Origin of the sequence: Alloalcanivorax marinus (genome assembly GCF_016785095.1) — a bacterium.
In the GTDB taxonomy this organism is placed as follows: Bacteria; Pseudomonadota; Gammaproteobacteria; order Pseudomonadales; family Alcanivoracaceae; genus Alloalcanivorax; species Alloalcanivorax marinus_A.
In genome coordinates this window covers 339008-351289 of sequence record NZ_JAEKJB010000008.1, presented here as the reverse complement: position 1 = coordinate 351289, position 12282 = coordinate 339008, and the positions used below count along the sequence as shown (strand labels likewise).

The 12282-nt window shown below is 64.3% G+C and carries 10 protein-coding genes; 1 reads left to right on the top strand and 9 read right to left on the bottom strand.

Annotated elements, in window-relative coordinates; translation table 11 throughout:
- Nucleotides 1-66 precede the first annotated feature (66 nt).
- From JF515_RS08650 to fdhD, 6 genes are all read right to left on the bottom strand, one after another.
- A complete protein-coding gene (locus JF515_RS08650; RefSeq protein WP_203103224.1) occupies nt 67-2211 on the bottom strand; it encodes an FAD-dependent oxidoreductase in 2145 nt (714 codons plus the stop codon).
- A gap of 86 nt (nt 2212-2297) precedes the next feature.
- Nucleotides 2298-3341: a methyltransferase domain-containing protein gene (locus tag JF515_RS08645; RefSeq protein WP_203103222.1), complete on the bottom strand. Its 1044-nt coding sequence runs from the start codon at nt 3339-3341 to the stop codon at nt 2298-2300.
- 96 nt (nt 3342-3437) lie between these two features.
- A complete protein-coding gene (locus tag JF515_RS08640) occupies nt 3438-4685 on the bottom strand; it encodes a sensor domain-containing phosphodiesterase (protein ID WP_203103220.1) in 1248 nt (415 codons plus the stop codon).
- A 126-nt stretch (nt 4686-4811) separates the two neighbouring features.
- Nucleotides 4812-5432 carry a hypothetical protein gene (locus JF515_RS08635; RefSeq protein ID WP_203103218.1) on the bottom strand — a complete coding sequence of 207 codons (621 nt, stop codon included), beginning with the start codon at nt 5430-5432 and terminating at the stop codon, nt 4812-4814.
- 18 nt (nt 5433-5450) lie between these two features.
- Nucleotides 5451-7778 (bottom strand): FdhF/YdeP family oxidoreductase, encoded by a 2328-nt coding sequence (locus JF515_RS08630; RefSeq protein WP_203103216.1) that lies wholly within the window; start codon nt 7776-7778, stop codon nt 5451-5453.
- A gap of 35 nt (nt 7779-7813) precedes the next feature.
- Complete coding sequence (gene fdhD / locus JF515_RS08625) at nt 7814-8647, bottom strand: formate dehydrogenase accessory sulfurtransferase FdhD (RefSeq protein ID WP_203103214.1); 834 nt, start codon at nt 8645-8647, stop codon at nt 7814-7816.
- Between the two features lie 165 nt (nt 8648-8812).
- Here fdhD and JF515_RS08620 point away from each other — a divergent pair, with 165 nt between their 5' ends.
- Nucleotides 8813-9451: a Fic/DOC family protein gene (locus JF515_RS08620; protein WP_194297454.1), complete on the top strand. Its 639-nt coding sequence runs from the start codon at nt 8813-8815 to the stop codon at nt 9449-9451.
- 198 nt (nt 9452-9649) lie between these two features.
- On the opposite strand, the gene JF515_RS08615 is transcribed toward JF515_RS08620, so the two are convergent.
- The 3 genes from JF515_RS08615 to ettA are packed head-to-tail and all read right to left on the bottom strand — an operon-like array spanning nt 9650 to nt 12195.
- The gene (locus JF515_RS08615; RefSeq protein WP_203103212.1) at nt 9650-9877 is read right to left on the bottom strand and encodes a zf-HC2 domain-containing protein; all 228 of its coding nucleotides are present in this window, start codon (nt 9875-9877) and stop codon (nt 9650-9652) included.
- Nucleotides 9871-10485, bottom strand: a complete 615-nt coding sequence (locus JF515_RS08610; protein ID WP_203103210.1) for an RNA polymerase sigma factor — start codon at nt 10483-10485, stop codon at nt 9871-9873. Before JF515_RS08610 ends, JF515_RS08615 begins: the two co-directional genes overlap by 7 nt.
- Nucleotides 10486-10527: 42 nt before the next feature.
- Nucleotides 10528-12195 carry an energy-dependent translational throttle protein EttA gene (gene ettA / locus JF515_RS08605; protein WP_203103208.1) on the bottom strand — a complete coding sequence of 556 codons (1668 nt, stop codon included), beginning with the start codon at nt 12193-12195 and terminating at the stop codon, nt 10528-10530.
- Nucleotides 12196-12282: the final 87 nt, after the last annotated feature.

The following is a 12282-nucleotide window of genomic DNA, read 5'->3' as shown; positions in this document are numbered from 1 at the left end:
CTCCTGAAGCGAATGCACTTCAGAATACCCGCTTGCGCGTGGTGTTGAAGTGAGGGGGTGGCCACGTCAGCGTTGCCAATCGTGAAAGCGTTGCACCCAGTTCAGCAGGGTTTCGGGTTTGTGCGCCTGCTTCCACTGGCCGGCGGCGAACTTGTTCGCCTCCGCCCGGGTGGGGTAGATGTGGATAGTGCCGAGGATCTTGTTCAAACCCAGACCGTGCTTCATGGCCAGCACGTATTCGCTGATCAGATCGGAGGCGGCCTCGCCCACCAGGGTGACGCCAAGAATGGTGTCCTTGCCCGGCGGCGTCAGTATCTTCACGAAACCCTGGTCGCTGCCGTCGGCGATGGCCCGGTCCAGATCGTCGATGCCATAGCGGGTCACTTCCACTTCGATGCCCCGTTCGCGGGCTTCGTCCTCGTTGAGGCCCACCCGCGCTACCTCCGGCGACGTGAAGGTGGCCCAGGGGATGACCCGGTAATCCGCCTTGAAGGTCTTGATGCGACCGAACAGGGCGTTCACGGCGGCGTACCAGGCTTGATGCGCGGCCACATGGGTGAATTGGTAAGGGCCGGCCACGTCGCCGCAGGCCAGGATGTTGGGAAAGCGCGTGCGCAGGCGCTCGTCCAGTTCCAGGGTGCCATTGTCGCGGGTGGCGATGCCCAGTTGCTCCAGTCCCAGGCCGGCGCTGTTGGCACGCCGGCCCACCGCCACCAGCACCGCGTCGAAAGCCAGGCGCCGTTCGCCGTCCTGGCTCTCCGCGTACAGCACCTGCTCCCCTTGCTCCACGGCGAAGCGCGCGGCGCGGTGCCCGGTGAGCAGGGTCACGCCATCCGCGGTCAGGGCGTGGGCCACGGCGTGTGCCGCGTCCTCGTCCTCCCTGGGCAATACCCGCGGAGATTGCTCCACCTGAGTCACCGCGCTGCCCAGACGGGCGAAACTCTGCGCCAGCTCGCAGCCGATCGGCCCGCCGCCCAGCACCAGCAGACGGCGTGGCAGCTCATTCAAATCCCAGAGGTTTTCCGAGGTCAGCACGCGTACCTGGTCGATGCCGTCGATGGGCGGTACGAACGGTCGCGCGCCGGTGGCGATGATTATCGCCCGGGTGGTCAGCCGTTGCTCGCCATCGGCGGTGTCGATGGCCACTTCCCAGGGGGATACGAGCCGCGCCCGGCCGCGGATGCAGTCCACCCCCAGGGCGCTGTAGCGCTCCACGGAATCGTGGGGTTCGATGCGGTCGATCACTCGCTGGATACGGGCCTGGATATCGGCGAAGTCGAACTCGGTGATAATGCGCTTGAAGCCGTAACGGGCCGGCTCTTTTCCCAGATGTGCCAGGGACGCGCTCTTGATCAATGCCTTGGACGGCACGCAGCCGGTATTCAGGCAATCGCCGCCCATTTTGTCCGCCTCGATCAGCGATACTTTCGCTTTTACCGTGGCGGCGATATAGGCACTCACCAGGCCGGCGGAGCCGGCACCGATCACGATCAGGTTGCGATCGAAGTGCTTGGGTTTTGAATAATCGCGATAGACCTTGCGCCGTTGCACCAGCGCGAGCACCGCCTTGGCCAGCCACGGGAACAGGCCCAGCAACACGAACGCGCCCAGCAGTTCCGGCGACAGCAACCCGGACAGCCGGTCCAGCTCGCCCAACTGAGTGCCCGCGTTCACATACACCGCGGTGCCCGCCAGCATGCCCACCTGGCTTACCCAGTAAAACGTCCAGGTCCTCAACGGCGTCAGCGCCATCACCAGGTTGATCACGAAAAACGGGAACGCCGGAATTAACCGTAACGTGAAAAGGTAAAACGCGCCGTCCTTCTCCACCCCCGCATTGATCTTCTTCAGCCGCTCGCCGAACCGTTCCTGCACCGCGTCCTTGAACAGAAACCGGGCGGCCAGAAACGCCAGTGTCGCTCCCACGCTGGACGCGAACGATACCAGAAGCAACGCCACCCAGAACCCGAACAACGCTCCCGCCGCCAGCGTCATGATCGCCGCCCCCGGCAAGCTCAACGCCGTCACAAGCACATACAACGCGAAGAACCCGCCCAGCACCGCCACCGGATGTTCACCGGCCAACGCCTGAAACGCTCCGCGCTGCTCCTTCAAATAATCCAGGCTCAGGTACTGACCCACATCGAAAAAGAAGTAGCCCGCCACCAGCGTCACGATCACCAACAGCAACGCCACCTTCTTAATACTCATAACCTCTCCTGAATCCGAATTACCGGAGCGCTGAGGTTTCCGGATAGCGCTGTGCCGTTTCGCCCCTCTGGAGGGTCAAGCACTCACTAACAACAAGCATCGGGCGACGAACCAACGTCACTTTCCTCGAAGGGCACACTCAACCCACACCCCTCGAAAATCCCAAAATGCCGGGAAAAATCCCCGATAAATTCAAAATGCCCGGCAAACCGGCTCTCCGCCAACATCAACCAGGTATTCCCGCAAACGGGAAAGACCCGCCCGGTCTCCATCACATGGTGATCGTCCAGCACGAAGGCGTCTGGCTGCTCCGCCAGCGTACCCCGGTAAATCACCGCCTGGCCGTAATCCTCGCAGGCCGGCTCCAGAGTCTCGATATTGAAAAGACGGTAGGTGGCGGAATAAAACCGGATACTGCCCAGCTTTGCCTCGATGGCCGGGTTGTCCACGGTCAGACGCCGGGATTCCACCAGTCGGGGATCGCCGAACCCGCCCCTCCTGGCAAGATTGAGAAAGTCATTCCAGTACAGAGCGCCCGCCAGACACTCGCCGTACAGCACCGGGTCCGTGGTCAGCGCCGCCGGTACCCGCCGGTCCGCGTACACATCGGAAAAATAGAACTCGCCGCCGGGTTTGAGCAGCCGTTTAACGTCGCCGATCACCTTGGCCTTGTCGGTGCTCAGGTTGATCACGCAGTTGGACACCACGATATCGAAATAGCCGCTCTCCAGCTCGAGAGCGTCCAGTTCCTCTATGTAGCCTTTCAGAAAGCGCACGTTGCTTTCGGCGAACCCGAACGCTTCCCGGTGGTAATCCTGGTGGCGCCGGGCCACGGCCAGTTGCTCGTCGGTCATGTCCACGCCCACCACCTCACCGGTTTCCCCCACCAGGGCCGACAGCAAATAAACGTCGCGACCGGAGCCGCAGCCCAGATCGAGTACGCGCATGCCCTCCAGAGCCGCCGGCGCCACCAGACCGCAGCCGTAATAGCGGCTCACCACCTCGTCGTGGAGGCGGGCGAGCAGGGGTTTGAGGTGGGCCGGCGGCGTCTGGTCGCAGCAGGCGTTGGTCTGCAGGTCCTGGCTGCCAGAGAGATGCTGGCCGTAATACTGTTGAACGTCTTCACGCACGGGGAGAACCTCTTGCTGTAGCGGCGAAACGGGGCACCAGTCCGACGCTATCAGGGGTCGGGGCCCTTCTCCGTGAAGAAAACAGGAAAGTCGGCCCTAGTCCAGGCCGGCGAGGCGGAGGGCTTCCTCCAACTGAAGGGGTTTGCCGATGAAATAGCCCTGTACCTTTTCCACGCCGAGCCGCCGCAGGGTGTCCAGCTCGGTCTCGGATTCCACCCCTTCGGCGATCACCCGGGCATTGATAACCTCCGCGAAGCGAATCAGGGCCGCCGCCAGAGCCTGGCGGGCGCGGTCGGTGTGAATGTCGCGGATCAGGCTGAGGTCCAGTTTGATGGTGTCCGCCGATAGCTCCAGTACATGCTGGAAGCTGGCGTAACCGGCACCGGCATCGTCCACCGCGATCTGTACGCCTTTTTCGCGCAATGGTGCCAGTGCCGCGCGCAGCGCCTGATAGTCGGCGATGCGCGCGTGTTCGGTGACCTCCAGCAAAGTGCGCTGTGGCGGCCAGTTGGAAAGGCAAGCCAGGAAGTTATCCTTGAGCAGATGGGCGGGGGAAACGTTCAGGGAAACATAAAGGGGCGCGGGGATCGCCCGTGCCGCCTCCAGGGCGCTCTCCACGGCCAGCTTTTCCAGCTCCAGACCCAGCCCCACCCGCTGGGCATCCGCGAACCATGAATCCGGCGAGCGATACGGCTCGGAGTGGAAGCGGGTCAGTGCCTCGAAGCCCACCACTTTGCGCTCGGTCATGTGAAAAATCGGCTGGAACAGGGTGGTAAGCCGGCGCCCCTCGATGAGTGTGAGTACGCTTTCCTTGATGCGGCGCCCTCGGTTTTGCTGTTCTTCCTGCTTGTTGATCAGGCGCCCGGCAAAATCCGCGAACGCGCGTAAAAGGGCGAGATCCCGCTGGTCGAGATCGGCGCCGGTCTGGTGGTCGAAGCAGCAGAAACTGCCGTACAGAGAGCCATCCGGCAGCCGGATGGGCACGCCGATGTAATTGGCGATGTTCAACTCGCCGGTGACGGCCATGTGCCGGGTCAGCGGATTTTCGGCGGTATTGGGAACGATGCCCGCCAGCTCACCGGTGGAGATATAGTGGCAGTAGCTTTCTGGAAGGGTGTGTGAGTCGCCGGGCTGCATGGCGGCGGCTTGCCGCCGGCTGTCCACGTAGCGGATCAGGCGTCGGCCATCCACGAATTCGGAAATAAACGCCACGTCCATGCCCAGGTGGCTGCGCAACGTGGTAAGAATATGCTGGATGTCCTGGGTATCCTGGTCCAGATCCAGGTCAGCGACGTCCTCTTCGCCGCTGGCGAGGAGCGGGGTGATCAGGCTGTCATCCCCCATGATATTCCCCGAAATAAGGCACGGAGGTTTCAGGCTATCGCCCGCTTTGGCAAAGATCAACGACCCGCCTCGGGAAGGGCGGGCCGGTATCATCAGGCGATACGCGCCGGCGCTGGCGAATGGTGGTCAGTGTGGCCGGTCCTGAGTCGCGGGCGGCGGCGATTCGCTACCGCCGGGGAGGCGGTGCCGGCGCCAGGTACGTTCCCACCATATGCCACTGATCAGCCCGAGCAGGAGGCCGCCGGCACCCAGGGCCGGACGCCAGCCGGCGAGATCGAATGCCGGGGCGCGGATGGATGCCGGGAAATAGCGGGTGACGGCGCCGGGGCGGCGGCTGAACCGCTGCAAGTAGGCACCAATATGGTCGCCGGTGGCGAGCGGAGCCGGGCTTTGCACAGTGAGCCGTTCCGGGCCCGGGCCCGGCCAGACGACACGCACCTCGCAGCGATGGCCGAGCCACGACAACAACGGGTCGCGCTGGCAGCCGTGTAGCGCCGATACCGTACCGGTGCGCAGGGCTTTGCCTTTATCCGCGTACAGCACCGTGGCGATATCCATGGCCGCGGTGGGAATCAGAAAGCCCACCGCCAGGCAGAGGATCACGCGCAGGTGGCCGACGACTTTATCCCCGCCCGGGCTTTGTTGAGGATGAGCCAGGCCCCGGCGGCAATGGCGCAGGTCCAGGACCGCCAGGGTTACCAGCGCCGCCAGCAGACCCGCCAGACACAATGCCAGAAAGCCGCTCACCGGACCCGTCCTTCGCGGTCAGGCGATGCGTGCGGGGGCACGGCTGGCTTCCAGACGAATGGCGATCAGCTTGGAGGTGGGCGTGAAACTGCCATCGCCATAGCTGTCCATGGGCACCAGTGGATTGGTTTCCGGGTAGTAAGCAGCGGCCTGACCGGCGGGCACGTCGTACTCCAGCAGGGTGAAGTCGCTGACGCGACGCTCCACCCCATCACGCCACAGCGACACCAGATCGACTTTGTCGCCGGGGCGAAAACCCAGGCGCTTTATGTCGGCGCCGTTGGCGAACAACACCTTGCGGCCATTGTGCACGCCCCGGTAGCGGTCATGCAGGCCGTAGATGGTGGTGTTGTACTGATCGTGGGATCTCAGTGTTTGCAACACCAGATCCGGCTCGTCGCCACGGGCCAGGAGCTCGCCGTCCACCAGACTGTCCGGCAGCGGGTTGGCAGCCACGCGCGCGCGACCGCTGTCGGTATGCCATGCACGGTCGCGGGCCGGATTGCCCAGGTAAAAGCCGCCCGGGTGCTTGAGCCGTTCGTTGAAACGCTCGAAGCCGGGAATGGTGTCCTGAATCAGGTCGCGGATGCGATCGTAGTCCTCCACCAGGGCGGACCAGTCCACCGGCGTCTTGCCCAGGGTGGCTTCGGCGATACCGGCGATGATCGCCGGCTCGGACCGCATCTGTTCCGACAGTGGTTTCAGCTGGCCGTGGGAGATATGCACCATGGAGAAGGAGTCCTCCACGGTCACGCCTTGCGGTCCGCCTTTCTGGATGTCTATGTCGGTGCGGCCCAGGCACGGCAGGATCAGCGCCTCGGTGCCGCACACCAGATGGCTGCGGTTGAGTTTGGTGCTGATCTGCACGGTCAGTTCGCAACTGCGCAGGGCCTCGTGGGTGCGCGGTGTATCCGGGGTGGCCTGGGCGAAGTTGCCGCCCAGCGCCAGGAACACCTTGAGCTTGCCGGCCACCATGGCCTGCAGGGTGGTGATTACGTTGTAGCCCGGCTCCCGGGGCGGCTGAAAACCGAAACGTTTCTCCAGGGCGTCCAGCAGCGCCGCCGGCGGCTCGTCGGCGATGCCCACGGTGCGGTCGCCCTGCACGTTGGAGTGGCCGCGTACCGGGCACAGGCCGGCGCCTTCGCCGAACTGGCCACGCAGCAGCTGCAGGTTGGCGATCTCCTGAATGGTGGGCACGGAGTGTTTGTGCTGGGTGATGCCCATGGCCCAGCAGATGATCACCCGCTTGCTGTCCCGGTGGATGCGCGCGGCATGCTCGATGACATCGCGGCTCAGGCCGGACTGTGTTTCGATCCGCTCCCAGGAAGTGGCGTCCACCTCCGCCAGATAGTCGTCCATGCCGTCGGTGTGCTCGGCGATAAAGGCGTGATCGAACACCGGCTCGCCGCCGTTCTCCGTGGCCTCCCGGTCCCACTGCAGCAGCCATTTGACCATGCCGCGCACCGCCGCCATATCGCCACCCAGGGCCGGACGGAAGTAGGCGGTGTTCAGGGGCGAGGAGCCGCCGGTGAGCATTTCCCTCGGGTCCTGGGGCGCCTGGAAGCGTTCCAGGCCGCGCTCGCGGAGCGGGTTGAACACCGCCACCTGGGCGCCGCGTTTCACCGCGTCGCGGATCGGCTCGAGCATGCGCGGGTGGTTGGTGCCCGGGTTCTGGCCAAACAGGAACAGGGCATCCGCCTTCTCGAAATCCTCGAAGGTCACGGTGCCCTTGCCGGTGCCGATGCTTTCGGACAGGGCCACGCCGCTGGCCTCGTGGCACATGTTGGAGCAGTCCGGGAAGTTGTTGGTGCCGAAGGCGCGCACGAACAGCTGGTACAGGTAGGCCACTTCGTTGCTGGCTCGGCCCGACGTGTAAAAGGCGGCGTCGTGGGGGCTGTCCAGGTTCTTCAAATGACGGGCGATCAGCGCGAAGGCGTTGTCCCAGGCGATCGGTTCATAGTGGTCCGTGTCGCGGTTGTAAACCATCGGCTCGGTGAGCCGGCCCTGGAATTCCAGCCAGTAATCGTCCTGCTTGAGCAGATCGGAGACACTGTGTTTCTCGAAGAAGGCGGCGTCCACACGGCGGCTGGTGGCTTCCCAGTTCACCGCCTTGGCGCCGTTCTCGCAGAATTTGATCATGCCGCCCTGGGGCGCTTCGCCCCAGGCGCAGCCGGGGCAATCGAAACCGTTGCTCTTGTTGGTTTTCACCATGGCGAACAGGTTCTTGAACGGCTGCTTGCTCTCGAACCAGTGGTCGGTGACGGCGCGCAACGCGCCCCAACCGGCGGCGGGGCCCGGGTAGGGCTTGAAGCGCAACCGGTCGGCGGGGGTATGAGGATCACTCATGGGGTTCTCCGTGTTCCCGGGCCCGATGTCCGGGATCAGCGTATCGGGCTGTACAGGCGCGGCGCGCCGTGTCGGGGTTGATGAATCAGGTTCAGTTCGCTGCGGCGCGCCTGGCGCACGCTCAGCGAGGACGGCGCGGACAGGCTCACCAGGGTGCCGGCGCCTGCACGCACCGCCTTGTGGATCAGCTCCAGGCCGCAACGGCTGGTGACCGCCAGGAAGCCGTCCGCCGGGTCCAGCCCCTGGCGGGCGCAGGCGCCAATCAGCTTGTCCAGGGCGTTGTGCCGGCCAATGTCCTCCCGGCAGATCCGCGTTTCGCCGGTGCCGTCCACGTAGATTGCCGCGTGCATGGCGCCGCTGTGCCGGGCCAGCCGCTGGGTGGCGTCGAAACGCTCGCGTAATCCTTCCAGGTGCTCTCGAGGCGGCGGAGGCTCCCACTCGCGCACCGGCAGTGGCGGCAGCGCCTGGTCCAGGGCCTCCACGCCGCACAGCCCACAGCCGCCGGTGCCGGCCTGGCCGCGCCGCTGCTGCTTGAAGCCGGCGAAGGCCCGGCTGCTCAGGGTCACCGCCACGTCCACCGCGTCTTCCAGGGCCGTCAGTTCGATGTCGTAGAGGGCACTGGCGTGGTCCACCAGCCCGGCGGTCAGCGTGAAACCGGTGACAAAGTCCTCCAAGTGTTCCGGAGTGGCCATCATCACCGCGTGATTGATGCCGTTGTAGCTGATCGCGACCGCCACCTCGGCGGCCAGCGCCTGCTCACCGCCGGCGCCGTCGGCGCCGTATTCCCGGTAAGCAAAGCGGGGAGACGGATCGTTCAGCGTTTCCTGGATGGGATCATGCCCGGCGTCGTGCCGGGGCGGGGAGGTCATGCCGGTGCCTCTTGCGGTCGGAAAGCATTCTGCCCGAGAGGATAAGCGCTTCGCGCGCGCTGGCCAAATAACGAATGCCTATCGGCCAATTGGCCGTGCCGTGGCCTTGGCGCCCGGGCCGGAATCGTCGATGCTTTGGTCACTCGTTGACGAGAGGCAGGCGCAGTGAATCAGGGACGCTACGATACGGCCGGTTCACCGGAAGGCGAATGGGAACCGGGCTCGGAGGAACAGGTGCTGGCCAATCAGCTTGGGGTTACCGACCCCTGTCTGATGGACCAGATTGAGCTCGATGGTTTGAACTATCTCTATCAGAGTGTGTACGAATCCGTGACCGAAGACGAAACGCTGGGCATGGAGGACATCATTGCCTGGCACCGGGAATGGCTGGGGGGTATTTACGCCTGGGCGGGCCAGTATCGGACCGTCAATATGAGCAAGAATGGCTTTCCGTTCGCCGCCGCCGCCCAGTTGCCCCGTCTCGCCGAGGAGCTGGATCAGATGATCCAGGAATCAACGCCATGTCTTTGTATGACGGAGGAGGAACTGGTTGCCGCGATTGCCAGAACCCACGTCGAGTTTGTTCTTGTGCACCCTTTTCGGGAAGGCAATGGGCGCATCGCCCGGTTGCTGGCGGATATCATGGCCCTTCAGGCGGGTAAGGCGGGGCTGGATTTTTCCAGTTGGGACCGGGACCGGGATAATTACTTCGCCGCCATTCAGCAGGGGCTTGGTGAGGATTATGGGGCGATGGAAGCGTTTGTCAGCTCTGCCTTGCGGGACGCCGAGTCGGATGTTTTTTGAGTTTGGCCTTGATCACCTTTACTGATTCGCCGGTTTCAATGGCGGTGGAACTGGCCACGGAGCGGGCACGAACACGCCACGCGCCGCCTGCCCGGCGGAGATGGGGGTTGGTCTCGGAAAGAGGTGCGGTGCCGCGTTTTCTATTCATGACGCCATTATACCCGCTCTGAAACCTATCCCGAAAGCGGTTTGAAAGCGTTAACGCCGTGGTTCCAGCCGCTCCAGCACCGCCCGGGTGTCGCGTTCGTTCAGGGGCGGCGGCGGTTGGTGAAGGTGGTGGGTGAGGGCGTCGAGCTGGCGCAGGTAGCGGCGACAGTGGCGGCAGATCAGCAAGTGCGTTCGCAACGCCATCCTCCGACCGGTGCGCAGTTCGGCGCCGTCGATCAGCAGGTCGGCCTGATTGACCAGATCTCGGCATTTCAGCATTCGCCGGTCTCCTGAAAGTGATCCACCATCTGGAAAATGCGGGCCCGGGCCCGGTGCAGCAGCACCCGGGCATTGGATGCGCTGACCTCCAGGATGTGACAGATGGCGTCGAAATCCAGCCCCTGCACGTCACGCAGCTGCAGCAGCAGGCGCTGGTTGTCGGGCAGAGCCGCCAGGTTCTTTTCCAGGCAATGCTGCAGCTCATCCCGGGTCAGCAGGGTGTCCGGCCCGGTGAGGTCCCAGTGACGCGGCGGGTCCCGCCAGTGGCCGCCGGGTTTGAAGCGGTGGTCCAGGGCGTCGCCGCCGTCCTCGGTGGGATCGAACGGTATTTCCCGGCCGCCACGACGCAGCTGCATGCGGGCCTGGTTGATGACGATGCGGGTGAGCCAGGTAAGCAGGGTGCTGCGGCCCTCAAAGCGGGGCAGTGCACGGTGGGCGGCGATCCAGGCGTCCTGGACCGCTTCCTCGGCGTCCGCCGGGCTGACCAGGGTGCGGGCGGTGGCCAGAAGGCGCGGATGATAGCCGCGCACCAGCGCCGCCAGGGCGGCACGGTCCCCGGCGCGCAGGCGGGCGATGAAGTCGTCGCTTTCCAGATCCTGCTCCGTCATGGGCCTTTATGGCTCCCCGATTTTTTCGCGTCCAGCGTCCAGCTATACCTCGATACGCTTGTACTTCATGCGCTTGGGTTGCAGGGCGTCGTCGCCGAGCTGCTTGCGGCGGTATTCCTCGAACTCGGTGTAGGAGCCCTCGAACCATTCCACCTGCGCATCGCCCTCGAACGCCAGGATGTGGGTGGCCACCCGGTCCAGGAACCAGCGGTCGTGCGAAATCACCACCGCGCAGCCGGGGAAGGCCAGCAGCGCTTCCTCCAAGGCCCGCAGGGTTTCCACGTCCAGGTCGTTGGTAGGCTCATCGAGCAGCAGCACGTTGGCGCCCTGCTTGAGCAGCTTGGCCAGGTGCAGGCGGTTGCGCTCACCGCCGGACAGGTCGCCGACCCGCTTCTGCTGGTCGCCGCCCTTGAAGTTGAAGCGGCCCAGGTAGGCGCGGCTGGACACCTCGTAGTTGCCGATTTTCAGAATGTCATTGCCGTCGGACACTTCTTCCCAGACCGTCTTTTTGCTGTCCAGGTCCTCGCGGCTCTGGTCCACGTAGGCCAGGTCCACGGTGTCGCCCTTGTCGATCTCGCCGGAATCCGGGGTTTCCTCGCCGGTGAGCATGCGGAACAGGGTGGTCTTACCGGCGCCGTTGGGGCCGATGATGCCGACGATGGCGCCGCGCGGGATCGAGAAGTTCAGGTTCTCGTAGAGCAGCTTGCCGTCGAACTGCTTGCTGACATCCTTGATCTCGAACACCTTCTCGCCCAGGCGTTCGCCGGGTGGAATGTACAGCTCCTGGGTTTCGTTACGCTTCTGGAAATCCTGGCTGGCCAATTCCTCGAAGGCGTTGACCCGGGCCTTGTTCTTGGCGCGCCGGCCTTTCGGATTCTGGCGCACCCACTCCAGTTCTTTCTCCACGGTCTTGCGGTGGGCGCTTTCCGCCTTGGCTTCCTGTTCCAGGCGCTGCTCTTTCTGCTCCAGCCAGGAGGAATAGTTGCCTTTCCAGGGGATGCCCTCGCCCCGGTCCAGCTCCAGAATCCACTCGCAGGAGTTGTCCAGGAAGTAGCGGTCGTGGGTCACCGCCACCACGGTGCCGGGGAATTCGTGCAGGAAGCGCTCCAGCCAGGCCACCGACTCCGCGTCCAGGTGGTTGGTGGGCTCGTCCAGCAGCAGCATGTCCGGGGCGCTCATCAGCAGCCGGCACAGCGCCACCCGGCGACGCTCACCGCCGGACAGATTGGCCACGTTGGCGTCCCAGGGCGGCAGACGCAGGGCGTCGGCGGCGATGTCCAGGCGCCGCTCGATGTTGTGGGCGTCGGTGGCCTCGATGATGTTTTCCAGTTTGGCCTGTTCCTCGGCCAGCTTCTCGAAGTCCGCGTCTTCTTCCGCGTAGGCGGCGTACACCTCTTCCAGTCGGGTCTGGGCGTTGCGGATCTCGGACAGTGATTCCTCGACGATTTCGCGCACGTTCTTGTCCGGGTCCAGCTCCGGCTCCTGGGGCAGGTAGCCGATGTTGATGCCCGGCTGCGGACGCGCCTCGCCGATGTAGTCCTTGTCGACCCCGGCCATGATGCGCAACAGAGTGGATTTACCCGCGCCGTTGAGACCCAGCACGCCGATTTTGGCGCCCGGAAAGAACGACAAGGAGATGTCCTTGAGAATCTGCTTCTTGGGTGGGACGACCTTGCCCACCTTATCCATGGTGAAGATGTACTGGGACATAGAAAGAAACTGCCTGAAATCGCTTTGAAAAGCCCGCCATACGGGGCGCGGACGGAATGGCGCCTAAACTAACCGAACCCGCGCCGG

What these genes read in the sequence shown, in the direction of transcription:
- JF515_RS08615 (WP_203103212.1), bottom strand. Translation starts at nt 9,877, where the DNA reads ATGCTGAAATGCCGAGATCTGGTCAATCAGGCCGACCTGCTGATCGAC.
- ettA (WP_203103208.1), bottom strand. Translation starts at nt 12,195, where the DNA reads ATGTCCCAGTACATCTTCACCATGGATAAGGTGGGCAAGGTCGTCCCA.
- JF515_RS08650 (WP_203103224.1), bottom strand. Translation starts at nt 2,211, where the DNA reads ATGAGTATTAAGAAGGTGGCGTTGCTGTTGGTGATCGTGACGCTGGTG.
- JF515_RS08630 (WP_203103216.1), bottom strand. Translation starts at nt 7,778, where the DNA reads ATGAGTGATCCTCATACCCCCGCCGACCGGTTGCGCTTCAAGCCCTAC.
- JF515_RS08640 (WP_203103220.1), bottom strand. Translation starts at nt 4,685, where the DNA reads ATGGGGGATGACAGCCTGATCACCCCGCTCCTCGCCAGCGGCGAAGAG.
- fdhD (WP_203103214.1), bottom strand. Translation starts at nt 8,647, where the DNA reads ATGACCTCCCCGCCCCGGCACGACGCCGGGCATGATCCCATCCAGGAA.
- JF515_RS08610 (WP_203103210.1), bottom strand. Translation starts at nt 10,485, where the DNA reads ATGACGGAGCAGGATCTGGAAAGCGACGACTTCATCGCCCGCCTGCGC.